Source organism: uncultured Paraglaciecola sp. (genome assembly GCF_913020055.1).
Taxonomy (GTDB): domain Bacteria; phylum Pseudomonadota; class Gammaproteobacteria; order Enterobacterales; family Alteromonadaceae; genus Paraglaciecola.
Genome location: NZ_CAJWCF010000009.1, coordinates 13,950 through 37,647, shown reverse-complemented (window position 1 = coordinate 37,647; position 23,698 = coordinate 13,950). Strand labels below are relative to the sequence as shown.

Below are 23,698 nucleotides of genomic sequence, written 5' to 3'. Positions count from 1 at the left end.
TCGCTCAGTTCTGCGCATGCTGAAAATACCTTAATGTAATAAGTTTCATCATTTACGCCACCTTCGATGAGTCTCCATATCTTAATCAAATTAATCAATTTATCTTAACCATGGGTGCCCTAAGTGTAAGCTCTCCTCCACCTTTAACTGACGCAGTTACGTTACCTTGGGCAGAAAACTGGAGGTCTGCAGTTTGTTTAATATTATTTCCACTTACCGTTACATCGCCCCCCGATGACCCAATATTTATTCCGGTTTTACCTTTGATTGATACCTGCTGTTCGGCTTCGATATTGATGGATTTAGGACTTTTAATAGTAATGCCATCACTGGACATTACGATGGAGTTTTGGTCTTGATCCTGAATCGTGATTTGTTTATTTTTGTCGTCTAGAACCAGCTTGTTTTTAGCAGGAGTAATAGCAGTAAGCACTTTGTTCTCATCATCAAACTGTAGTTGCAATTCACTTTTAGTAATGATCGCCTTGATGCTATTTTTTTCGTTTGTCTCAAGGGTTGAGAAGGGTTTAATTTTACTTGAATACATACTGCCTAAAATAATCGGGTAACGTGGATCGTCATTGAGAAAACCGACTATGACTTCGTCTCCGACTTCCGGAATGAAGAAGGCGCCTTGGCCGTTGGTTGAATAAAAATTACTTAACCTGGCCCACAGGCCATCACCGTTTTGGTCAAACAATGGCAAATTAATTTGAATTCTGAATTCGCTTTCCGGATCGTCAAATATTTTTTCCACTGTAGCACAGTGTAATCCATGAATGCCTGGTAAATGGCCAGATGCTGGAGGGTGAATAGCCTCTGGCTCCTGCGCGAACCCATTGGCTTCTAAACCAAATTTAACATCAGTAAACCAGTTGCCTTCGCTGATATCATGATTAACACCACTGACAAAGTAATCGCCGTTGAACCGTTCTCCCATTCTTTCAATTGTAATGTAATTACCCGGCTCAACTTTACTACTTCCTTGAATCTTGACTTCGCCGGTTATTTTCGACAATTCACTCTTGAGAATTTGCCCCTTGGCCCAGTTGCTAAGACTTTCACTGTCTAGTGCCGCTGAGGTTTGCAACTGAAAGTCATTTAGGCCGACTACTTGAGATAGAGAGTCGCTACTGATATTACCGGCACCAGCTAAGTTATTAGTAGCTTCAGCACTAACAAGTTGTTGGGTTTTGTAATCCCAGGCTGTCGCCTTAACCTGATTAAACTGCGTCAAACTATTCATCTGGGCATCAAAATTGTACATATTGACACCATAACTTATGGTCAACACTGAAGTAGTATCAGCTGTGGGTGAAAACACACACACCTTATTATTTAATGTGGTAACTAGTAGACTATTGACTTCAGCACGTGTGAGCATAAAGTCCCAGTCAGTAGCATAATACTGTTGAAGGATTGGTAAGGTTACGGTGGTAGTGGTGACATCAGCAGATATGTCACTATAGTTGCCAATCAGTGTGCTGATTACATCTGAATCTGTAGTTTCAACGAAGCTGACACTTTTACGCCCTATTGTCATTTTTACCGCTTGGTCTTTGCATTCTATATTTAGGTATGGTCCCTCTTCAGGTTGAACCTTTAATGCTTGTTTGGTAATTACTCCTTCGAAAATCAACTCACTGTCGACACCGTAACCAGCTTTAATGGTAATAGCATTTCCAGGTAAAAAAATGTCCGAAGAGCTAACTTTAAAATTTTCTTCGCTAGCACTGCCATCCAGAATTTGGATGTTCGCACAGCTAATTTTGTTTACTCCTTTTTCTGTGGTCACTGAAGCAACTTGACAGTTATCAGGGATTAGGCTGTCCTTGACGTAGATGAGCATTTTTACTTGATCACAGAATCCTAGTTGGCTCTTATCATTCATAGCTTAGCCTCTTAATTTGATGGGTCGTTAAAACCGCTGTAAATAGCAATTGCGTTCTCGACTGTAGATACTTAAATTTATTGAAATCATTAAATTGCGCCACTTGCACCATATAGTTGATAGTGGGGCTATAGGCTTGTTCAGATAGTTGGGTTATTGGATTATGTGGCTCTCACCATGTTTTTCTCCTGGCCTGTATCTAAAATAGATTCATAGATAAACGTACATTTCACTTGAGACGTACGGTTTACTTTCACGAAGCACCTTTTTCAAGCTGTCTGCTTGAAGTTTTGGCAGTATTTTTAGCAAGACTTTGTTCTATAGGTGCCACATCTGAGTTTCCAGGATTGTTGACAAGTAACAGTGGCGTTTTAACCCTTTCGCTCAAGGTAAAACGTCTATTACCAGAAGTAAACAATAAAGATGGCTCACCGTAGTGTGTAAATAAATTATGAGGATAAATTAAAATTTGCCTCAAGGTTGAGTCAGAGTAAAGTTTGCTTTAGTTTGACAGTTCGTTCTGGGTTACTGACGAACCTGCCTTTCGAGTTTTGTTTAACCGTTAGTTAACTGTGCCAACATTCTATCAAAAGCTCGATAATTAAGGGCTTCGCCTAGGTGTTGCCTATTAATGTCTGAACAATGCGCCAAGTCAGCGATAGTGCGCGCGACTTTGAGAACTCTGTGGTAGGTGCGTAAAGATAATCCCAGTTTTTCTACCGCCTGCTTTAAAAATAGCTGTTCTGTTTTTTCTAATCTGCAATATTGTTCCACTTCTTTACTACCGAGTTGGGCATTGGTTTTACCGCAGCGATTTATCTGTAATTGATAAGCTTGAATGACTCGCTCTCGCACAACCTGACTGCTTTCACCACGGCTTTTCACTTGTTCAGAAAAGTCATTGCTGGGCAGTTTGGGCACATCAACCTGCAAATCAATCCGGTCTAGAAATGGGCCAGAGATACGATTCAGGTATCGCAATATTTGTTCACAGCTGCTGCGCCCGTCGTTTAGGCTACCTGTTGGGCTGGGATTCATTGCGGCAACCAGCTGAAACCTTGCAGGGAATTGGGCTTGCCTAGCGGCTCTGGATATACAGACAGACCCTGACTCTAGTGGTTCACGCAATACATCCAACACTTTTCGATCGAATTCTGGCAGTTCATCGAGAAAAAGCACCCCATTGTGCGCCAATGAAATTTCACCTGGCCTAGGAATACTGCCTCCTCCAACCAAAGCAACGGCTGAGCTGGTGTGATGTGGATGGCGAAATGCTCGTTGTTTCCATGTGGCAGGGTCTACAGGTTTACCTACGATTGAATGAATAGCTGCTGATGCTAAAGCTTCTTCATCTGTCATGGGAGGTAGAATGGTGATTAAGCGACTGGCCAACATGGTTTTACCGGTACCTGGTGGTCCAGTAAAAAGTAGGTTGTGGCCTCCGGCTGCTGCTATTTCCAAAGCTCGCTTTCCTGCAGCCTGGCCGACCACGTCTTGTAGGTCATTGTCATATGCCACTTGTTGTTCTGAAGACTTAGCTTGGTATAAATCAAGCGTGCGTTGCCCTGCGATATGGTGAAATACATCTAATAGTTGATTGGCGGGCACAATCTTGGCGAGTTTTATCAATGATGCTTCCGCTGCATTTTCACTGGGTAATATGGCTATTCGTTTAGCTTGTGAACATGCATAAGTAAAAGGTAATGCACCGGTAATTGCACGTATTTCTCCAGAGAGTGCGAGTTCACCTACCAGTTCTATATTTTCTAATTGATTACTGGTTAGTTGGTTACTCGCAGCGATAATGCCTATCGCAATAGCTAAATCAAAACGCCCTCCTTCTTTAGGTAAGTCAGCTGGCGCTAGATTGACTGTGATGCGTTTTGCAGGAAATTCAAAACCAGAATTAATTAACGCGCTGCGCACTCTGTCTTTGGCTTCTCGAACTGAGGCTTCGGGTAAACCGACTAAGTTAAAACAAGGTAAACCATTAGCTAAGTGCACTTCAACGGTAATCAGAGGGGCGTCAATGCCAACGCTGGCTCTTGAATAAACAACGGCTAAAGACATGAAGCAACTCCTTTTGCATACAGGGTAAGTCTTAAGGCTAGCTAATCATTATAAAATTGCGAGTTATTCATCCTTGACTGAATCATGGGGGTTAAAGACAGGAAGGTGCCAGTTCCATTTCATAGCACCTAAGCGGCAGAATAAAGTGATGCAGAATCCAATTATCATGCAACTTACGGTACTTAAACCTAGCTGTATGCCTAAGATGTAACTTGCTCCTCCAAGAATACAGGCAGTGGCATATAGTTCGCCTTTTAGCACCATAGGAATTTCACGGCAAATCACATCTCGAATTAATCCACCAAATACACCTGTCATTGTGCCTAACGCAATAGCAATAAGAGGATTTGCGCCGTAAGTGAGTGCCTTTTGTAGGCCCATTACATTAAAAAAGGCTAAGCCAATAGCATCGGCAAAAAATAGATAGCGAAGTGGGAAGGTATCTTTGCTACGCAACCACATGATTGTGGAAAAGGCCGCGAGGATAATCACATAGAAAAAGCTTGGATCTTGTACCCAAAATACCGGTAAATCTAAAATCATGTCGCGCAGTGTTCCGCCACCAATCGCAGTTACAGATGCGAGCACAACAACCCCAAAACCATCCATGTGTTTTTTATAAGCCATCAGTGTGCCAGCGATTGCAAATACAGCTACCCCCGCTAAATCAACCCAATGTAACCAAGTTTCCATAAGCCCTCTAAAATTGATGTGTTTAGTATTCGATGTATATGGGTATATAACCCGCTAAAAAGGCATATAGCAATGCTTGATCAAAATATCAGCTTCATGCTATTTCTATATCCAGTGATGATAAATAAAACTTGTGATGTGATGCCCTATTCTTTTTTGCGCAATGCAGTGACAATTTACTTAGCCCAAGGGCTAGTGATTATTTTATTGCGGGGATAGTGCTTACGTCTAGTAAGAATTCTAAACCCTTCGCACGAAAGTTCGAAGGGTTTTTTGTTAATGGTACTGCTTGTTAGTAGGGTGGCCATAACAGTTAACTCAATCAGTTTAGATAATTAATTAAAGAGTAAAGACCATGCCAAAGTTACGATCAGCCACAAGCACCCAAGGACGAAATATGGCGGGGGCTCGCGCCCTATGGCGTGCCACTGGTATGAAAGATGGAGATTTTGGGAAGCCTATTATTGCTGTATCCAATTCATTCACTCAATTTGTGCCTGGGCATGTGCATCTAAAAGATATGGGCCAACTTGTAGCGCGCAGCATAGAAGCGGCTGGTGGCGTAGCAAAAGAATTTAATACCATAGCTGTGGATGATGGCATTGCTATGGGTCATAGCGGCATGTTGTATAGTTTGCCTTCTCGCGAGATTATTGCCGATTCAGTTGAATATATGGTGAATGCTCACTGCGCCGATGCCATAGTTTGTATTTCTAATTGCGACAAAATCACTCCCGGCATGTTAATGGCTTCTATGCGTTTGAACATACCGGTTATTTTTGTTTCTGGTGGGCCAATGGAAGCGGGTAAAACCAAGTTGTCTGATCAAATCATTAAATTGGATTTGGTAGACGCTATGGTCGCAGGTGTAGATGAGAATGTAAGCGACGCAGAGAGTGATCAAGTTGAACGTTCTGCCTGCCCAACTTGTGGATCCTGTTCAGGCATGTTTACCGCTAATTCAATGAACTGTTTGACTGAAGCTTTAGGTTTGTCATTGCCAGGTAATGGTTCAATGTTGGCAACACATGCCGATCGTGAAGGTTTATTTAAACAAGCAGGCACACAAATAGTAGAATTATGTCGTCGTTATTATCAAGAAGACGATGAGTCAGTATTACCGCGCAATATCGCCAACTTTAAAGCCTTTGAAAACGCGATGACGTTAGACATCGCTATGGGTGGCTCAACCAATACAATTTTGCATTTAATCGCCGCTGCTGTTGAAGGTGAAATACCTTTCACATTAGACGATATCGACAGGTTATCTCGTAAGGTACCGCATTTATGTAAAGTCGCCCCTTCGACTCCTGAATATCATATGGAAGACGTGCATCGGGCTGGTGGTGTACTGGGTATTTTAGCGGAGATAAATCGTGCAGGATTATTACATGCTGATTCGCCACACGTATTAGGTAAAACCATAGGTGAAGTGATAGCCGAGTGGGATATTACTGATCCGGCTAATGAATATGCATTGGAATTTTACAAAGCAGGGCCTGCAGGTATTCGCACCACTAAAGCTTTTAGTCAAAATTGTCGTTATCCAAGTGCCGATACTGACCGTGAAAATGGTTGTATCCGCAATCGCGCTAATGCCTTTAGCGAAGAAGGCGGCTTAGCCGTATTATTTGGTAATATTGCCGAAAATGGCTGTATTGTTAAAACTGCTGGGGTTGACGAATCTATTCATAAGTTTACTGGTCGAGCGCGTATTTTCGAAAGCCAAGATGAAGCGGTAAAGTCTATTTTAGATGATCAAGTGATAGCCGGCGACGTGGTTGTGATTCGTTATGAAGGCCCTAAAGGTGGTCCGGGTATGCAAGAAATGTTGTATCCCACCACTTATCTTAAAGCTAAAGGTTTGGGCAAACAGTGTGCATTGATTACTGATGGCCGCTTTTCAGGTGGTACGTCAGGCTTGTCTATTGGGCATTGTGCACCTGAAGCCGCCAGTGGTGGTGGTATTGGTTTGGTAGAAGAAGGCGACACTATTCTTATCGATATCCCAGCCCGTAAAATAGATATTGATATCAGCGAGCAAGCACTACAAACTCGCCGTGAAAAGATGGATGCTAGTGAAAAACCATGGAAACCGGTATCTCGTGTGCGTAAAGTCTCACTTGCCCTTAAAGCTTATGCTTTATTAGCCACCAGTGCTGATAAAGGTGCGGTGCGAGATGCATCGAAATTGGAAGATTAAATGACCCGTACAGCCAATGAATACCTAAAGAGTATATTGTTATCACCCGTTTACGATGTGGCGGTGAATTCTGATCTACAAAAGTTAGAAAAACTATCTGCTTCTTTAGGTAATGAAATTTGGCTGAAACGAGAAGATCAGCAACCCGTTAAATCCTTTAAGTTGCGCGGCGCCTATAACAAGTTAAGCCAATTATCTGATGAGCAACTCGCCAAAGGTGTGGTGGCATCTTCTGCTGGTAACCATGCCCAAGGTGTGGCTTATTCAGCTAGGAAAAAAGGTATCCATGCAACAATTGTGATGCCTGCTACAGCACCAGATATAAAGGTTGAAGCAGTACGTGATTTTGGCGGTGAGTTTGTCAATATAGTGTTGCATGGCACTAGTTTCGATCAAGCAAAAGAAGAAGCCTTACGCCTGTCTAAAGAGCACGGTTATACTATGGTTTCGCCTTTTGATGACGAAGACGTGATTGTAGGCCAAGGCACCATTGCCCGTGAATTACTTGAACAAAATCCTGATTTAGATACCTTATTTATTGCTGTTGGCGGAGGTGGATTAATCGCAGGTATTTCGGTGTTTTTGAAGCAACTTAAGCCTGAGCTAAAAATCATCGCCGTAGAGTCTGATGAGTCAGCTTGTTTGCAGGCGGCGATGTTAGCAGGTAAACCTGTACCGCTAGACCATGTGGGGATTTTCGCCGATGGTGTAGCGGTTAAAATTATTGGGGATGAACCTTTTCGTTTATGCCAACAATACGTTGACGAAGTTATCTCAGTTAACACTGACGAAATATGTGCAGCGATTAAAGATATATTTGATGACACTCGTGTTATTGCTGAGCCAGCTGGCGCTTTGTCGGTTGCTGGTATTCGCAAATATCTTAAATCACATCCTATGCAAGGCAAAAAAATTGGCGGGATTTTATGTGGCGCTAATATTAATTTCCATACCTTGCGTTATGTTTCTGAACGTTGTGAGTTAGGCGAACAAAAAGAAGCGGTGATTGCGGTTAAAATACCAGAGCGTACCGGTGCGTTTAGGGACTTTTGTGCATTGCTAGGTGGACGAGCCATCACCGAATTTAACTACCGTTATTCTACCGATCGCGAAGCCCACATTTTTGTCGGCATCAAGCTAAAAGGTGGTCGTGAAGAATTAGCCCAACTGACCGAATCTCTCACTAGCAATGGTTATAGTAGTTTCGATTTATCTGAAAACGAAATGGCTAAGTTGCATGTACGCTATATGGTAGGTGGTAGGCCACCTAGTCTACTCAACGAAAAATTATTTTCCTTTGAGTTTCCAGAGCACCCAGGTGCATTAATGAAGTTTTTAGATACTTTGGGTGAAAGATGGAATATTACCTTGTTCCATTATCGCAACCACGGGGCTGCTGACGGTTTAGTATTAGCTGGCTTTGATATAGCTGATGCTGATCGTAGCGAATTTGATAAACACTTAGCCAAATTGGGTTATTTGTATGAAGAGCAAACCGATAATCCAGCCTATAAGTTTTTCTTGTCTGATCTGAATGGTGTATTTGAGTCATAAATTCAGAAAATAGTTAATGCTATAGAAGCGCGGGATTGCCCAATGACAGTGGTTGATTACTAAACTATTTAGGATTTAGGTTACACCTTAGTCGTTTCTATCTTTTTTAAGGCTTTTTTAGTGGTCTTCTGACGTTTTGTTTTAGCCTTATTATGGACTGTTAATTTTGCAAACACTCGCACAGCTAAAGTCCGGTAAATTGACCGGTGTTTCCCGCTTAACTTTGTCAGAAAACCTCACTGTTTTTCCAGTTGAAATTTTATCACTAGCTGATTCGTTAGAAATTTTAGATTTATCCAATAATCAATTAAAAGTCTTACCTGAAGAAATCAAACAACTGCATAAGCTTAAAATTATTTTTGCCTCGAATAATCTTTTTGAGATTTTGCCTGAGTGCCTTGGGCAGTGTGAAAATTTAGAAATGATTGGCTTTAAAGCGAATAAAATTAAACAGGTACCAGCGCCGTCATTACCAGCCAGGCTGCGTTGGTTAATTTTAACCGACAACCAGATAACTCGTTTGCCAGATTCTTTAGGCGAACGGCCAAGATTGCAAAAGTTAGCTTTGGCTGGCAATCAGCTTACTGAATTGCCCGCTAACTTAGCGCAATTAAACAATTTAGAGTTGATCAGGATTTCAGCTAATCATCTCACTCAGTTTCCAGATCAATTGTTATGCTTGCCTAAGCTCGCATGGTTAGCATTTGGTGGTAATCCATTTAGTCGAATCAAAAGCGAAGTTCAATCCATACCCAACGTAGTTTATTCAAGCCTAACCTTGCACAACTTGCTTGGACAAGGAGCGTCAGGTGTGATCTCAAAAGCGGTATGGAATATACCTACTGATGATTTGCCAGATGAAGTTGCAATAAAAGTATTTAAAGGGGAATTGACCAGTGATGGTTATCCAGAGGATGAGTTGCAAGCGTGCCTAAAAGTAGGCGGTCATACCAATTTAATTAAGTCTCTGGCGCAGATAAATGAAAAAGATTGCTTAGCTTTGATCATGGAGCTTATCCCAGAACATTATGACAATCTTGGTTTACCACCAGACTTTGACACTTGCACTCGTGATACCTTTAAAGCCGGTTTTACATTATCGGTTGAGCACATCAGTAAGATAGTCGAACAAATGCAGTCGGTATTTACACACTTACATCAAAAACAGGTTTGCCATGGCGACTTGTATGCACATAATACTTTATTCGACCAAGACGCTAACATCATTTTCGGCGACTTTGGTGCGGCATCTATGTATCACATGTTAAATGAAAATCAGCAGGCGCAAATTCAAAAAATAGAACGACGGGCGCTGAATTATTTTATCGAGGATTTGTTAAGTGTGTGTGTTGAAGAAGATAAACCCAGCAATCAATATATGCTCTTAACTGGGCTTTTAGATTCTTAAGGTCACTGAGCAGATATAAGTGACTGGTCGCTATATCTGCTGTAAACGCTGGGCAATCTCAGGTGAAATCAGGTTAATCACATCCGCTTTTAATGCTTCGCTTTGCTCTGAGTGACGCAGTTGGCCATCGTCACCAGCTTCTATCAAGTCGTTCTCTTTTAGTGCGTTGATAAAGGCCCCAAGTACTTTTTTGTCGAAAAATTCGGGTGAGTTAATACCGTGAAGCGCGGCCAATCTTTCGGCAAAAAGAGCGCTTTTCTTTTCTAGCTGTGGACGACTGACTTGTTCTTGACGAGACAATAAGGTTAATACCACTGCATAACGATGCAAAGTTTCCTGAATGCTTCGATTAAGTAACCATGCAGAGTAAAACTCTTCACAATTAGCCGCCGGTGGCTGGATGTCAGAGTCATTAAGTTCTAGCAAGCCCATGGCTAACATTTTATCCAGCAATAACTCGCTATAGGATGCTGCTTGCTCAGCACTCATATAGATAAATAACTCACGTTTTAATAGGGGGTACAGTTTTTCAACTAACTGTAAAACTTGCTCTTTAGCTATACGTTTGTGCGCAAATACAATGGCTGAAATGAGCCCTGGTAAGGCAAATAAGTGCAAAATATTGTTGCGATAATAAGTCAGCGCGACGGCGCTTTTACTTTTAATCGAAATTATTTTGCCGAAACTGTCTTCAGACACTTCAAATTTTTTCAGTTTTAGGGTGTTTTCTAATAATTTTTTTCCAGAGATTTTAGGCAGTGTAGCAAGATCACTGTATGGCGCATCACTCAACAACTCATTAAAATGGTCAATTGCTTGTTCTAATTCAGACTGAGCCATAGCATGTTTTTTGGCTGACAATAGACAGATTGCACAAATTGACATGCCACTAACAGCAGCTGCTTGGTTGATTCTACCCATTACATCGTTTGCAAGTTCATTAACCACCGGCGTTAGCCATTTGGGCTTTTTGTCACCATTAGCTTCTTGTTCTTTTCGCCAATCGGGTGCTTGCTGGTCAAGGTAGTTAGTTAAATTGATCGGTTCGCCAAAATTCAGAAAGCCGTAACCATAATTTTTAAGTTTTTTAATGGCCGAAAATATTTGGAAAAAGGATTCTTTTTTCTTGCCTGTGCCGTTTAGTTCTTTGAGGTAACTCGAAACTTCCATCACATGTTCGTAACCAATATAAACTGGCACTATGCTCACTGGGCGATTAACCCCTTTGGCTAACGCCTGTAATGTCATAGCCAACATGCCAGTTTTAGGAGGTAGTAAACGTCCGGTGCGACTTCTGCCGCCTTCAGGGAAATACTTCACCGAATACCCTTTATTAAATAGCAATTCAAGGTACTCCCTGAATACGGCGGTATAGAGTTTATTGCCGGCAAAACTACGACGCAAAAAGAACGCTCCTGCTTTGCGTAATATGCCTCCCACGGGTCGAAAATTTAAATTAATTCCTGCAGCAATATGTGGAGTAACCAATCCTTGGTGGTAAATCACGTAAGTTAGCAATAAATAATCCATGTGACTGCGGTGACAAGGTACATAGATTATTTCGTGGCCGTTTTGCGCTAAGGCGCGCACTTTGTCTGCGTGTTTTACTTCAATACCGTTATAAATTTTGTTCCAAACTTTCCCAAGTATGCGTTCTGCTAATCGGATCAGGCCTTCGCGATAATCTGCGGCAATTTCATTAATATATTTTTGGGCTTGTTGTCTGGCCTGTTGATGAGTGATTTTTTTAGTCCGAGCCTCGTCGACAATTGCCCGTCTAACTGATTTTGCGCCGAGTAAACTATTACGCAACTCTTGCCTATCTAAAAGAGTTGGCCCCGTTATACTTTGCTGTCGACGATGAAAGTGCGTACCAGCCAATCGTATAAATTTATGCGCAAGTTCTTCCTCATTGCCCTTTAGGTTAGCCATTGTTTTTGAAGACACAGCTTTGCTATAACAAACAAAATTGTCGCGACCTAAAAACAGCACAATAAAAAATTTACGTAACCAACTGGGTGAGACCTGATTGGCGATGAGATCTGACCAACTGGATGATTTTTTACCAGGCGCGCGTCCCCAAAAAATTGAAACTGGGATAATTTGTATATCCAATTCAGGGTTGTGATGATGCAATTTAAATAGGCTGGAAATATCATCTGCGATATGAGTACTTTTAACGCTCTTTTTCAAAACCGAACGGGGTTCTTGCAAAAATAAGCATCTGCGGTGATCTTGGCCATCTAGCGAGATTTTTCCGGTGGGTTTTGGTAAACCAAGCGCATCAGTAGACATTTTTAATGCTAAAAGATCGGTAACTGAGTGGGTACGCAGCAGATAAATAATGTTTTTAGATTTATCGATCCCTAATTCGCTTTCTAAATCAACGGGAATGCTATTGGCTTTTACCAGCCACTTTACCGGAACTGTAATGATTGCACGGAGTATATTATCCAGCCACACCATGAAGATATTTACCTTAACTAATAAAAACCGGCGCAGCATAACATGGCGCTAAGGGTTTTGCGTACATGTGAAGTCACAGCAAGCATAAATAGCAGCCTTTAGAGCAAACTGTTAGCCCTTAAAATTATGGTCTGCCATTTATAGTTTTTTAATACTTTGATAGAACGGAATATAATTTACATAAGGTTAGCTTGTTTCACTACAGAACTATTTAATACTAAAAAGTTCGATTTTTGGCCTTGGGTTCAACTATTTTAAGGTCATGAAATAGTGCCTCTTATGCCTACATAATAGCTGGGTAGCAAAATTTATTTTAGCTATTCGAATTCCATACACTCAAACTTTAATTAAGTTTATTTGAGATCTAGTAATAACTGTATATACTCACACTAACTGTATAGAAAAACAGGCTGTTTATGCGTCCACTAACTGCACGACAAGAAGAAGTACTTCAACTAATCAAAAATACGATGTTGGATACTGGTATGCCACCTACTCGCGCAGAGATTGCTCGGGAATTAGGTTTTAAATCTGCTAATGCTGCAGAAGAACATTTAAAAGCGTTAGCGCGTAAAGGGGTCATTGAAATATTGCCTGGCACCTCTCGCGGTATTAAATTGAATACACCTCTTGAGGACCAGCTAGAAGAACTTGGTTTGCCATTGATTGGTCGTGTTGCTGCTGGTGAACCGATTTTAGCCCAAGAACATATCGAGGGACATTATCGAGTGGATCCTAGCTTGTTTAAACCCAGTGCTGACTTTTTACTGCGAGTAGATGGTATGAGCATGAAAGACATTGGTATTTTGGACGGCGATTTGTTGGCTGTTCATCGCACAACAGATGTGCACAATGGTCAGGTTGTTGTCGCTAGAGTAGATGAAGACGTGACAGTGAAGCGACTCGAGAAAAAAGGCCGACAGGTTTTGCTACATGCAGAAAATGAGGCGTTTTCTCCAATCAAGGTTGATTTGGCAACCCAGCCTTTCAATATTGAAGGCATCGCAGTAGGAGTTATTCGTAACGCCGATTGGATGTAATAAAACTGCGGCGCGTTATTTTAGAATAATGCGCTATTCCATTTTCACCTCTTTTTACCTTTTATATTGTCTTTTACCTCTTTATTTCCTTTATTTTTCATTTATTAACAATTTTGTGTTTAAAAAATAATCAGTTGGTTGTAAGTTAAATAAAAAAGCTAGACTAGACGCTATTAAATGAGCGACCCTTAACATCCCAGTAGCAAAAAATAACAATAAATTAACTAGGCGTTAACTCAAGTAACAGTTTTTACTGTTTTGGAGTGAGTGTTTTAGTGAAAAATAAAAAAGTACGTTTAACGTATATGAGGTGCCATGTGAAGAGAATTTTGTTCAAAGTTGGAACTATGCTAACTGCATTGATGACAGCGCCAGTGTTTGCAGAAACGAATGATCAAATTGAGCAATACCAGCTAAACATGACTAAAGGCGTGACAGACATCAGTGCTGGTGTTTATGACATGCATATGTTGATGTTTATAATCTGTGTAGTGATTGGCGCTGGTGTGTTTATCGCTATGTTTATCTCTATGTATTTCCATAGGAAGTCTAGAGGTGCTAAGCCTGCTAATTTCCATGAAAATGTTCAAGTTGAAATTGCTTGGACTGTTATCCCCTTTATCATTTTGATTGTTATGGCTATTCCAGCAATGAATTTACTGATTGATATGGAAGATGCAAGTGAGCCTGATGTGACCGTATTGGTGACCGGCTCTCAATGGAAGTGGCATTATAAGTATATGGATAATGACGTTGAGTATTATTCAAAAATGGCCACCCAAGCTGAACAAATTTCTGGAAAATTAGCAAAAGGCAAAAACTACTTACTCGAAGTAGACCGTCCTCTAGTTATCCCTACCGGCAAAAAAGTGCGTTTTCTTATCACCTCAGATGATGTTATCCATGCTTGGTGGGTACCAGATTTTGCAGTGAAACAAGATGCTAACCCTGGTTTTATTAATGATGCTTGGGCAATGGTCAATGAGCCTGGGGTATATCGAGGTCAATGTGCTGAGCTTTGTGGTAAAGACCACGGCTTTATGCCTATTGTAGTGGTTGCCAAAGAGCCAGCTGAATATGATAAATGGATTTCAGAACAACAAGCTATTCAGGATCAAGCGAAAGCCGAAGAACAAAGGCTTTTAGCTATGAATATGACAATGGAAGAATCCATGGCCATTGGTGAAAAAGTATATAACGCCAACTGTGCCGCTTGTCATATGCCAAACGGTGAAGGTTTGCCGGGAGTATTCCCAGCATTAAAAGGCAGTCAAATTGCTCTTGAAGACCAGCCTAAACACATCGATGTTTTGATAAACGGTGTGACAGGTACTGCTATGCAAGCCTATGCAAAACAATTAACTATGTCTGAAATTGCCGCAGTTGTGACTTACGAGCGTAATGCTTGGGGTAACAATACTGGCGACTTAGTACAAGCTAAAGACATCAATTCAGCCATGAACGGACAATAGGAGAAGGTGACCATGACAACAGCAACTGAAAACACTCACACTGATGATCACCATGATGATGGACACCATGAACATCATATTCCACCAGGCATAAAACGTTGGTTATACACCACTAATCATAAAGATATCGGTACCTTGTACTTGTGGTTTGCCTTCATCATGTTTTTGATTGGTGGCGCAATGGCGATGGTAATTCGCGCCGAGTTATTTCAACCCGGTTTACAGATAGTTGATCCTAACTTCTTTAATCAAATGACCACAGTTCATGGTCTGATTATGGTTTTTGGAGCAGTCATGCCGGCCTTTACGGGTTTAGCTAACTGGTTAGTGCCCATGATGATAGGTGCCCCAGATATGGCATTACCTAGAATGAATAACTGGAGCTTTTGGATTTTACCTTTCGCTTTTCTTATTCTTTTATCATCTTTGTTTATGGAAGGCGGCGGCCCTGCTTTTGGTTGGACTTTCTACGCTCCCCTTTCGACAACTTACAGTAATGATGGTACGGCACTGTTTGTGTTCGCGGTTCATATAATGGGTGCTTCATCCATAATGGGAGCGATTAACGTTATTGTGACTATTTTCAATATGCGTGCGCCAGGTATGACTTGGATGAAAATGCCGTTGTTTGTTTGGACATGGTTAATTACCGCATTTTTGTTGATTGCAGTAATGCCAGTGTTGGCAGGTGCGGTCACTATGGTACTGACAGATAAATTCTTCGGAACCAGTTTCTTTGATGCTGCTGGTGGCGGTGATCCGGTTATGTTCCAACATATATTTTGGTTCTTTGGTCACCCTGAAGTGTACATAATGATATTGCCAGCGTTTGGTATTATCTCGCAAATCATTCCAACCTTTGCTCGTAAGCCACTATTTGGTTACGCCTCTATGGTTTATGCCACTGCTTCTATCGCATTGTTGTCATTTATTGTTTGGGCGCACCATATGTTTACAACAGGTATGCCGGTAGCGGCTGAGCTGTTTTTCATGTTTGCTACTATGCTGATTTCAGTACCTACTGGGGTGAAAGTCTTTAATTGGGTGGCGACTATGTGGCGCGGCTCTATGACGTTTGAAGTGCCAATGTTGTTTGCAATCGCCTTTATAGTGTTATTTACCATAGGTGGATTGTCAGGGTTAATGTTGGCAATAGTGCCAGTGGATTTCCAATATCATGATACTTACTTCGTGGTAGCACATTTCCATTATGTGTTGGTAACAGGTGCGATATTCTCGATTATGGCGGCTGTGTATTATTGGTTACCCAAGTGGACTGGAAAAATGTTCCATATTGGCTTAGCTAAATGGCATTTCTGGTGCTCATTGGTTTCGGTTAATGTGTTGTTCTTCCCTATGCACTTTGTTGGCTTAGCTGGTATGCCTCGTCGTATTCCAGATTATGCATTACAGTTTGCAGACTTTAATAAGTGGATCAGTATTGGTGGTTTTGCCTTTGGTTTATCACAACTTATCTTCTTAGCATTGCTTATTAAAGCCTGTAAAAAACAAGGTGAGCCTGTGTCTGCCCAAGTATGGGAAGGAGCCGAAGGTCTAGAGTGGGAAATTCCTTCTCCAGCGCCTTATCACAGTTTTGAAACACCACCTGTTGTTAAATAAGGCAAAAGTCAGTTTTTATGAATAGTCCAAGCTCACAAAGCAAAAACAATAAAATGGTGGTTAAGTTATTAGCCATCGTTGTGGGCATGTTTGGTTTTGGTTTTGCTCTTGTACCACTTTACGACGTGCTTTGTGATGCGTTAGGTATTAATGGCAAAACGTCAGACGTCGCTGCCGTGTATGAATCGGTAGAAATTGACGAAAGCCGATTGATTACTGTTGATTTTATTACTCGCAGCAATACAGGTATGCCATGGGAGTTTCGAGCCGAAACTAGGCAAGTTAAAGTACATCCTGGACAATTAAACCAAGTTGACTTTTATGTGCGAAACCCAGCCAAAACTGCAATTGTGGGCCAAGCTGTTCCATCGGTATCGCCTGGTCCAGCGGCGATATATATGAATAAAACTGAATGTTTTTGTTTCGAACAACAAACGTTACAAGCAGGGGAGGAATTGTTGATGCCTATGCAATTTTATGTCGATCCTCAACTGCCTGAAGATATTACTTATTTTACTGTGCAATATACTCTATACAACGTCACTGCTTCAGCAGATGTTGTTGCTATGAATTGAGAACGAAGGAGAACACAATGTCAGAAAAAGAATACGAAAAGTACTATGTTCCCGCTGAAAGTCCTTGGCCTTTTATGGGCGCTGTCGCTTTATTTTTAATGGCGGTTGGGGCTGGAAATTTTGTAATTGAAAGTACCCGTGGTAAAGAGGGTTACGGCGCTTACATATTAGGTGCTGGCTTTTTAGTTTTAATATTTATGTTAGTTGGTTGGTTTAGAAATCAAATACACGAATCCATGAGCGGCATGTATAGTGCGCAATTGGGGCGTTCATATCGTCAGGGTATGGCTTGGTTTATCTTTTCTGAAGTGATGTTTTTTGGTGCGTTCTTTGGAGCATTGTTCTACGCAAGGTTTATTTCAGTACCTTGGTTAGGCGGTGCGTCTAATAACGATATGACTGGCGAAGTCTTGTGGCCAGCATTTGAAGCTATCTGGCCTTTAGTTGTTACTCCTGATGGAACAACAACAGAAGCTATGCCTTGGACAGGTCTACCTTTATACAACACTATATTACTGCTTAGTTCATCGGTCACTTGTCACTTTGCTCATGTAGCTCTTGAACAAAATAATCGTGGTAAATTGAAGTTAATGCTTGGACTAACAGTATTGCTTGGCTTTATATTTGTTGGATTACAGATACAAGAATACGTGCATGCCTATAATGACTTGAATTTGACATTAGAGTCTGGTGTTTATGGTAATACTTTCTTTCTATTGACAGGTTTTCATGGATTTCACGTTACCCTAGGTGCGATAATTCTCCTTATAATGCTAATGCGAATTATGAAAGGACACTTTACCCCAGACAATCATTTTGCCTTTATGGCCGCTAGCTGGTATTGGCATTTTGTTGATGTGGTTTGGGTGATATTATTTGCTGTTGTTTATATCTTTTAGCAACGTTTCAATTGTTTTTATGAGCCACTGCATTGCAGTGGCTTTTTATATTTATTAGTGTGGAGTTGGATTAGGTGTGATTAGTCCAGTCGCTACAGCAAGCAATATAAGGCCAACAATAATGGCCGATGTTAGAACCCTTCGACCAATAAATTTACTCATAGGGGGACTGTCGGGATCGTTTTTGAGCATTATCATCATGGCTTTAAATAAGTTGAACACCATAAATAATAGTAACCCGCCAACAAGTATTTTGATTAACATCTATTTACTCCTAAAGATATTTTGAGTTGTTATGTGGACTTTTTTAACACGTTTACCCGTTGTCGCTACCTTAATAACTTTTATCTGCGTTGTCATTATGTTTGCTCTAGGTAATTGGCAATTACAAAGAGCCGAACAAAAAACAGAGCGTTTATTGGCTATGGAACGCAGTGCTAAAACTGAGCAAGTTGGTTTACAACAAATTTTAAGCGGTAATATTGGCGAAGTACTGGATATGCCAGTTAACTTTGAAGGTGCGGCGGAATCAAATCGATATTTTTTATTGGATAATAAGATCCAACAAGGCCGAGTGGGTTACCAAGTTTTAGTGCCATTGCAAACAAGCTCAGGCACAGTAATTGCCAACTTCGGGTGGGTAGCAGCAACCAATAGCCGAGACATCTTGCCCAGTATTCTTATTGAAGCGGAAAAAGCACATTATGCGGGAGTCATATCCTTACCATTGAATAATGCCATGGTAAAAGAAACCGCGCTGGTTGATGGTGAGTGGCCAAAAGTGTTACAACAAACAGATCTCAAGGTTATTCAGCAACACTATAAACAGGAGGTATTACCTTTTGTGGTGTTATTAAATGCACAGGAAACTTCAAAATTTGTTAGAAATTGGCAGCCTGTAGTAATGGCACCAGAAAAACATATGGCTTATGCCGTACAATGGTATTTGCTAGGATTTGCTGCGCTAGCAGTATTTATTATTGCTCAAAGAAATAAGTTAAAAAGGAACAAGAAGTGAGTACCACTAAAAAAAACAATAAAATGATGATGTTGCTCCTAGCTGCGGTTTTTATACTGCCCGTATTACTGGCTAAGCTAGCATTAGATAATGGTTGGTTTAACCAAGCTGCTACCAATAAAGGTGAGCTAATATCGCCACCAGTAGACATGACTACCTTGCAAACATCAAAGCACGAACCCAAGTGGAAATTAATTTACGTATTGCCTGAAACATGTGCCGTGGATTGTGAGAATGCTTTATACAGCATCGCTCAAGTACGTAGCGCTTTAGGCAAAGAGAGTGACCGAGCTGAGGTGGTAGTCATCATCCATGAAAAGAGTAATCTTGCACAGCTAACCTTACTCAAAGAAAAAACAAACATTCGTTTATTGAATACTGACTTAAAAAGTCTGCAACAAGTGTTTAAAGAAAACCCTACAGATGGTATTTTCATAGGTGATACGCTAGATAATGTGATTTTACGTTACCCATTACACATCGATAAAGAGCAGGCGATACTGCATAGTCGAGATATTTTGTCGGATATGCGCAAGGTGCTAAAATTGTCGCGTATTGGCTAGAGGATACTTAAATGAAGAAGCTGGTGCTGTTAAGCATTCTATTAGCTATGGTTGTCATCGTACTTGGCGCATACGCGCGACTAACTGATGCCGGCTTGGGTTGTCCTGATTGGCCAGGATGTTATGGGCATCTCAGTTTTTCCCAAACCACCGAAAATATCGAAACAGCCCAGCAAGCGTTCCCTGATCGGCCTTTTGAAGAGCACAAAGCTTGGAACGAAATGATCCATCGTTATTTCGCCAGTGCTTTAGGTTTTCTGATATTAGTCATTTTTATTAACAGTCTGTTTAGCAAAGCTTATAACAAACCGGTAAAACTGCCGCTTTTTCTGGTGTTTTTAGTTTGTTTTCAAGGTGCGTTGGGCATGTGGACTGTGACTCTCAATTTATTACCGGCTGTGGTGATGGGGCACTTATTAGGTGGTTTTACCGTACTATCCTGTTTGTTTTTATTGTATTTGAGGTTAACCCCATACCGAATTCCTGGTGGTGACGCGAGGATGCGTCAATTTGGTAAATATGCCATTTTGGGCATTATCATATTAACCGGCCAAATAGCTTTAGGAGGCTGGACATCGGCCAATTACGCAGCGTTAGCTTGTACTGAGTTGCCTATTTGTGAAGGTGCTTGGTATGAACGCTTAGACTTTGCGGGTGCTTTTAGTATACCAGTGGCAGAAAATTATGAATTTGGTGCCCATGATTATGATGAGCGAATGACGATGCATATAGTGCATAGAATCGGTGCATTGATCACATTTTTGTACCTATGTTGGTTAGGTCTCAGGTTATATGCCGCCGCGAGCTCAAACATTATTAAAAAAATGTCAGCTTTAATGGTCTTGGTTATGGGAGCACAAATAATTTTAGGTGTAAGCAATGTTGTGTTCAGTTTGCCGGTTGCTGTAGCCGTGCTGCATAATGCTGTAGCGGCGTGTTTGCTGTTGGTGTTAGTGACTATTAGTTACACGCTGTATCGTAAAACTTAGGAGAAACAGGTGAGTAAGGGTGTGACCGCTGGTCAACAAAACAATCAATTTAATTTATGGTCTACTTGCCAAGATTATTATGAATTAACCAAACCCAAAGTAGTGTTATTACTGTTATTAACTGCTTTGGTTGGTATGTGTTTAGCCAGTGATAGTTGGATCGGTTGGCAAACTTTTATTGCTGGATTAACCGGTATTGGTTTTTTATCCTCGGCAGCCGCAGTGGTCAATCATGTCGTTGATAGAAAAATAGATGGCAAAATGGCGCGCACATTTAATCGCCCAGTAGCCAAAGGTAAAGTATCCCCAGAAAAGGCCCTGATTTTTGCCACAGTGTTAACTGTTGTTGGTTATATTGTGCTCGAACTATGGGTTAATCGTTTAACGGCATTGTTAACGCTAGCCGGGTTGCTAGGGTATGCGGTGGTGTATACCATGTATTTAAAGCGAGCGACACCGCAAAATATTGTGATTGGTGGTTTGGCTGGCGCAATCCCTCCTCTTTTAGGTTGGACTGCAGTTACCGGGGAGATTCATGCGCACGCGTTATTGCTGGTTCTTATTGTGTTTATTTGGACACCGCCACATTTTTGGGCGTTAGCCATTCATCGCGAAAAAGACTATGCAAAAGCAGAAATTCCTATGTTACCAGTGACCCATGGTATCGATTTCACTAAAACCTCAATTCTGCTGTATACGGTGTTACTCTGTGTGGTGTGTCTGCTGCCGTACTTAATCGGTATGACCGGTCTGATATATCTAATTGGTTCCACTTTGCTAAACGCTGGTTTTTTGTATTACGCATGGAAATTAAAATTTACTGCAACCGAAAAAACCGCCATGCAAACCTTCAAGTTTTCAATTATTCATCTGATGGTACTGTTTGTGGTGCTTTTGGTAGATCATTATGTGCGGTTTTAGCTATGAGTAAATTACAAGCAGGACTGATTGCATTTATTGCGTTAATTATTGGTGTTGTAGTGGCAATCACTATTGCGCCGCCTGGTAATGATAAAGAAACCGAATATGTTAGTTTATATCCCCAAGCTAGAGCCTTGCCAGATTTTCAACTAGTCGATCATAATAAACAGGTATTCACCCCAGAAAATTTAATGGGACATTGGAGCCTGGTTTTTGTTGGTTACACGTATTGTCCAGATATTTGCCCAACTACTTTGGCTGAGTTAAAAGGTATTTATCCAGAATTACAAAAAATACCAACAGACTCACCTATTCAAATTGTATTGCTATCCGTTGATCCTAAGCGTGATACACCAGAGCGTTTAAATGAATATATCAATTTTTTCCACCCTGACTTTATTGCAGTAAGTGCAGAACATTCCCAGTTATTTCCGTTGGTGCGCGCTATGGGTATGATGTATTCAATGTCAGAAAGCACGGATAATCCTAACTATTTAGTAGATCATAGCTCGTCTGTGGTGGTAGTGAATCCTAAGGCCCAAGTAGTTGGTCGTTTCAAGCCTGATTTTGTTGTTGGTAAGTTACCTATTAGCGAAGGGCAAAAAATACTAGCTGATATGCCAGCGATTGTTTCACTATAAACTGTAATTAGATGAAGATCAGGCAAGCAACGCTCGGTGATGTAAAAGCCCTAGCGCCGCTTATTTTTTCTTCTGCGCCTAGTGCTCTCGCTGCTATTTTTGACATTAACGACGAATTGTCGGCCTCACATTTTCTACACTCCAGCCTTTCAACTGAAGACGGTCAATACGGTTTTGCAAACCATTGGCTGGTTGAAATTGATCATCAAGTAGCCGGATGTATAAGCGCTTGGCACAGTCATTTACCTGATTCCTTCCATCAAGCGACGTTGCACAAGTTAACCGGTTTTTATGGTATCGCCCATGCATTATCTGTAGTTCAGTCTAGTCAAACCTTGCAAGACTGTTTTCCTAAACCGCAAGAACATGAATGGTGTATAGGACATTTTGCTGTATCTACAGAACATCAAAGAAAAGGTGTTGGAACTGCATTATTAGATTTTATGCACAAACAGGCATTAAGCTGTGGTAAGTCTGAGTTATGCCTTGATGTTGAAAGCATCAATACCCAGGCCATTGGTTTTTATCTAGGGCACGGGTTTGTAAAGAAACAAGAATCAGGTGTCAGTTCAAGAATGCAAACTTTAGGCATAAGCTCCCACTTTCATCTAAACAAACTAATCTAACCAGTTTCCGTCAGCAGTTGGTACAAAAAAGGGTTGTGAATACCAATAGAATCTTCCTTTGTTACGCATGCTAGGGGCAGTGCAGTTGACTCTATGTCTGCCGGGTTGAGTGATTGAATTTATTTCCACTGAAATGCTATTTTGCATTAATGACTTGTTAAGAACCTGACCATTCTGAAAGCAGTTGATTTGTTGTGGGGCAATGTCTGCAGTTTTTACACTAAAAGTCATAATTTGCTGTTGAAAAGGTAGTTCAACCTTTGGATCTTTGAAGGAAATGTCAGTCACTGGCATTGCTAAACTATTTAATTTGACTGCTAAAGTTTTGATATTACCGTACACCCCTGCGGCTGGGTATCGTGGTAATGCAGAAAAGTCACTGTATGAAGCTATGGCACCGCTATGCTGGGCAAATCCAATGAAACCTTGTGAGCTTATCCGCGTTTTTAATTGTTCATCAAACTCTCCATATGGGTAAGCAAAATATTTAAGGCTGTATCCAATGTTTTGCTCCAAAATTTTCTCTGCTTCTTCAATATCTTGCATAGTACGATTAAGCCAATCTTGCTGAGACTCCCCAACATGTTTACTGAGCATGTGAGCATGCTGTTTTCCATGATTGGCAAAACTCGCGTTTTGCATGGCCATAAGTTTTACTTGTTGCCAATCTAGTTGGTAATCCACTTCGCCAATAAGAGGTGGGTTCACAAAAATGGTATACGGAAATGCAAATTCTCTAAGAATCGGGTGGGCATTGTTATAAATATTGGCATAACCATCATCAAAGGTGATGACGACCGTTTTTTCAGGTAACGGGTTTTTGTTTTGTAGGGCTTCGATTACCTGTTTTAGAGGCAATACATTATGATTTTCTGCCAAATATTGCATATGTTGACGAAAGGTATCAGGTGAAACTGAGGTTAACTTTGGGGTGGTATCACTGACATGGTGATATAACAATATTACTGCATTGTCTGTTGCCCAAGTATTTATGCTAAACAGCGCACATGTTAAAGTCGCAACAATACTAATCCAATTTTTCCGCATGT

At 41.0% G+C, this 23,698-nt stretch carries 20 protein-coding genes; 14 read left to right on the top strand and 6 right to left on the bottom strand.

Annotated features, from left to right (window positions below; genetic code table 11):
* Window positions 1-94: 94 nt before the first annotated feature.
* The 3 genes from vgrG to QZ488_RS03500 form a co-directional block, all read right to left on the bottom strand.
* Window positions 95-1,891 carry a type VI secretion system tip protein VgrG gene (gene vgrG, locus QZ488_RS03510; RefSeq protein ID WP_293746284.1) on the bottom strand — a complete coding sequence of 599 codons (1,797 nt, stop codon included), beginning with the start codon at window positions 1,889-1,891 and terminating at the stop codon, window positions 95-97.
* A 555-nt stretch (window positions 1,892-2,446) separates the two neighbouring features.
* Window positions 2,447-3,961, bottom strand: a complete 1,515-nt coding sequence (locus tag QZ488_RS03505) for a YifB family Mg chelatase-like AAA ATPase (protein ID WP_293746282.1) — start codon at window positions 3,959-3,961, stop codon at window positions 2,447-2,449.
* Window positions 3,962-4,024: 63 nt separating this feature from the next.
* A complete protein-coding gene (locus QZ488_RS03500; RefSeq protein WP_293746280.1) occupies window positions 4,025-4,654 on the bottom strand; it encodes a trimeric intracellular cation channel family protein in 630 nt (209 codons plus the stop codon).
* Window positions 4,655-5,009: 355 nt separating this feature from the next.
* Here QZ488_RS03500 and ilvD point away from each other — a divergent pair, with 355 nt between their 5' ends.
* The 3 genes from ilvD to QZ488_RS03485 all read left to right on the top strand — a co-directional run bounded on the left by ilvD (window position 5,010) and on the right by QZ488_RS03485 (window position 9,819).
* Complete coding sequence (ilvD, locus tag QZ488_RS03495) at window positions 5,010-6,857, top strand: dihydroxy-acid dehydratase (protein WP_293746278.1); 1,848 nt, start codon at window positions 5,010-5,012, stop codon at window positions 6,855-6,857.
* Window positions 6,858-8,411 carry a threonine ammonia-lyase, biosynthetic gene (gene ilvA, locus QZ488_RS03490; RefSeq protein WP_293746276.1) on the top strand — a complete coding sequence of 518 codons (1,554 nt, stop codon included), beginning with the start codon at window positions 6,858-6,860 and terminating at the stop codon, window positions 8,409-8,411.
* Between the two features lie 166 nt (window positions 8,412-8,577).
* Window positions 8,578-9,819 carry a leucine-rich repeat-containing protein kinase family protein gene (locus QZ488_RS03485; RefSeq protein ID WP_293746274.1) on the top strand — a complete coding sequence of 414 codons (1,242 nt, stop codon included), beginning with the start codon at window positions 8,578-8,580 and terminating at the stop codon, window positions 9,817-9,819.
* A 30-nt stretch (window positions 9,820-9,849) separates the two neighbouring features.
* On the opposite strand, the gene plsB is transcribed toward QZ488_RS03485, so the two are convergent.
* Window positions 9,850-12,285: a glycerol-3-phosphate 1-O-acyltransferase PlsB gene (gene plsB / locus QZ488_RS03480; protein WP_293746272.1), complete on the bottom strand. Its 2,436-nt coding sequence runs from the start codon at window positions 12,283-12,285 to the stop codon at window positions 9,850-9,852.
* 416 nt (window positions 12,286-12,701) lie between these two features.
* On the opposite strand from plsB, the gene lexA reads away from it, so the two are divergent.
* From lexA to QZ488_RS03455, 5 genes are all read left to right on the top strand, one after another.
* Window positions 12,702-13,325 (top strand): transcriptional repressor LexA, encoded by a 624-nt coding sequence (lexA, locus tag QZ488_RS03475; RefSeq protein WP_293746270.1) that lies wholly within the window; start codon window positions 12,702-12,704, stop codon window positions 13,323-13,325.
* Between the two features lie 362 nt (window positions 13,326-13,687).
* Window positions 13,688-14,797, top strand: a complete 1,110-nt coding sequence (gene coxB / locus QZ488_RS03470) for a cytochrome c oxidase subunit II (protein ID WP_293746328.1) — start codon at window positions 13,688-13,690, stop codon at window positions 14,795-14,797.
* A gap of 12 nt (window positions 14,798-14,809) precedes the next feature.
* The gene (ctaD, locus tag QZ488_RS03465; RefSeq protein ID WP_293746269.1) at window positions 14,810-16,417 is read left to right on the top strand and encodes a cytochrome c oxidase subunit I; all 1,608 of its coding nucleotides are present in this window, start codon (window positions 14,810-14,812) and stop codon (window positions 16,415-16,417) included.
* Between the two features lie 17 nt (window positions 16,418-16,434).
* The gene (locus tag QZ488_RS03460) at window positions 16,435-16,992 is read left to right on the top strand and encodes a cytochrome c oxidase assembly protein (RefSeq protein ID WP_293746268.1); all 558 of its coding nucleotides are present in this window, start codon (window positions 16,435-16,437) and stop codon (window positions 16,990-16,992) included.
* 17 nt (window positions 16,993-17,009) lie between these two features.
* A complete protein-coding gene (locus tag QZ488_RS03455; protein ID WP_293746267.1) occupies window positions 17,010-17,891 on the top strand; it encodes a cytochrome c oxidase subunit 3 in 882 nt (293 codons plus the stop codon).
* A 54-nt stretch (window positions 17,892-17,945) separates the two neighbouring features.
* Here the strand turns inward: QZ488_RS03455 and QZ488_RS03450 are convergent, their stop codons facing one another.
* Complete coding sequence (locus tag QZ488_RS03450) at window positions 17,946-18,155, bottom strand: DUF2909 domain-containing protein (RefSeq protein ID WP_293746266.1); 210 nt, start codon at window positions 18,153-18,155, stop codon at window positions 17,946-17,948.
* Window positions 18,156-18,186: 31 nt separating this feature from the next.
* Here QZ488_RS03450 and QZ488_RS03445 point away from each other — a divergent pair, with 31 nt between their 5' ends.
* From QZ488_RS03445 to QZ488_RS03420, 6 genes are read left to right on the top strand one after another with little or no spacing between them, the layout of a single operon-like run.
* Window positions 18,187-18,909 carry an SURF1 family protein gene (locus tag QZ488_RS03445; protein ID WP_293746264.1) on the top strand — a complete coding sequence of 241 codons (723 nt, stop codon included), beginning with the start codon at window positions 18,187-18,189 and terminating at the stop codon, window positions 18,907-18,909.
* A complete protein-coding gene (locus QZ488_RS03440; RefSeq protein ID WP_293746262.1) occupies window positions 18,906-19,472 on the top strand; it encodes a hypothetical protein in 567 nt (188 codons plus the stop codon). The genes QZ488_RS03445 and QZ488_RS03440 overlap by 4 nt, the downstream gene beginning before the upstream one ends.
* Window positions 19,473-19,483: 11 nt before the next feature.
* On the top strand, window positions 19,484-20,461 hold the full coding sequence (locus QZ488_RS03435) for a COX15/CtaA family protein (RefSeq protein ID WP_293746260.1): 978 nt from the start codon (window positions 19,484-19,486) through the stop codon (window positions 20,459-20,461).
* 9 nt (window positions 20,462-20,470) lie between these two features.
* The gene (gene cyoE / locus QZ488_RS03430) at window positions 20,471-21,382 is read left to right on the top strand and encodes a heme o synthase (RefSeq protein ID WP_293746258.1); all 912 of its coding nucleotides are present in this window, start codon (window positions 20,471-20,473) and stop codon (window positions 21,380-21,382) included.
* 2 nt (window positions 21,383-21,384) lie between these two features.
* Window positions 21,385-22,023 carry an SCO family protein gene (locus QZ488_RS03425; RefSeq protein WP_293746256.1) on the top strand — a complete coding sequence of 213 codons (639 nt, stop codon included), beginning with the start codon at window positions 21,385-21,387 and terminating at the stop codon, window positions 22,021-22,023.
* A gap of 11 nt (window positions 22,024-22,034) precedes the next feature.
* Window positions 22,035-22,649 carry a GNAT family N-acetyltransferase gene (locus QZ488_RS03420; protein ID WP_293746254.1) on the top strand — a complete coding sequence of 205 codons (615 nt, stop codon included), beginning with the start codon at window positions 22,035-22,037 and terminating at the stop codon, window positions 22,647-22,649.
* Here QZ488_RS03420 and QZ488_RS03415 read toward each other — a convergent pair.
* Complete coding sequence (locus tag QZ488_RS03415; protein ID WP_293746253.1) at window positions 22,641-23,696, bottom strand: polysaccharide deacetylase family protein; 1,056 nt, start codon at window positions 23,694-23,696, stop codon at window positions 22,641-22,643. The two genes, QZ488_RS03420 and QZ488_RS03415, sit on opposite strands and share 9 nt — an antisense overlap.
* Window positions 23,697-23,698: the final 2 nt, after the last annotated feature.

Coding starts and splice junctions, on each gene's coding strand:
- QZ488_RS03420 (WP_293746254.1), top strand. CDS start 22,035: ATGAAGATCAGGCAAGCAACGCTCGGTGATGTAAAAGCCCTAGCGCCG.
- plsB (WP_293746272.1), bottom strand. CDS start 12,285: ATGGTGTGGCTGGATAATATACTCCGTGCAATCATTACAGTTCCGGTA.
- QZ488_RS03425 (WP_293746256.1), top strand. CDS start 21,385: ATGAGTAAATTACAAGCAGGACTGATTGCATTTATTGCGTTAATTATT.
- QZ488_RS03500 (WP_293746280.1), bottom strand. CDS start 4,654: ATGGAAACTTGGTTACATTGGGTTGATTTAGCGGGGGTAGCTGTATTT.
- QZ488_RS03415 (WP_293746253.1), bottom strand. CDS start 23,696: ATGCGGAAAAATTGGATTAGTATTGTTGCGACTTTAACATGTGCGCTG.
- ilvA (WP_293746276.1), top strand. CDS start 6,858: ATGACCCGTACAGCCAATGAATACCTAAAGAGTATATTGTTATCACCC.
- ctaD (WP_293746269.1), top strand. CDS start 14,810: ATGACAACAGCAACTGAAAACACTCACACTGATGATCACCATGATGAT.
- coxB (WP_293746328.1), top strand. CDS start 13,688: ATGACAGCGCCAGTGTTTGCAGAAACGAATGATCAAATTGAGCAATAC.
- lexA (WP_293746270.1), top strand. CDS start 12,702: ATGCGTCCACTAACTGCACGACAAGAAGAAGTACTTCAACTAATCAAA.
- QZ488_RS03455 (WP_293746267.1), top strand. CDS start 17,010: ATGTCAGAAAAAGAATACGAAAAGTACTATGTTCCCGCTGAAAGTCCT.
- QZ488_RS03450 (WP_293746266.1), bottom strand. CDS start 18,155: ATGTTAATCAAAATACTTGTTGGCGGGTTACTATTATTTATGGTGTTC.
- QZ488_RS03435 (WP_293746260.1), top strand. CDS start 19,484: ATGAAGAAGCTGGTGCTGTTAAGCATTCTATTAGCTATGGTTGTCATC.
- QZ488_RS03460 (WP_293746268.1), top strand. CDS start 16,435: ATGAATAGTCCAAGCTCACAAAGCAAAAACAATAAAATGGTGGTTAAG.
- QZ488_RS03505 (WP_293746282.1), bottom strand. CDS start 3,961: ATGTCTTTAGCCGTTGTTTATTCAAGAGCCAGCGTTGGCATTGACGCC.
- ilvD (WP_293746278.1), top strand. CDS start 5,010: ATGCCAAAGTTACGATCAGCCACAAGCACCCAAGGACGAAATATGGCG.
- QZ488_RS03445 (WP_293746264.1), top strand. CDS start 18,187: ATGTGGACTTTTTTAACACGTTTACCCGTTGTCGCTACCTTAATAACT.
- vgrG (WP_293746284.1), bottom strand. CDS start 1,891: ATGAATGATAAGAGCCAACTAGGATTCTGTGATCAAGTAAAAATGCTC.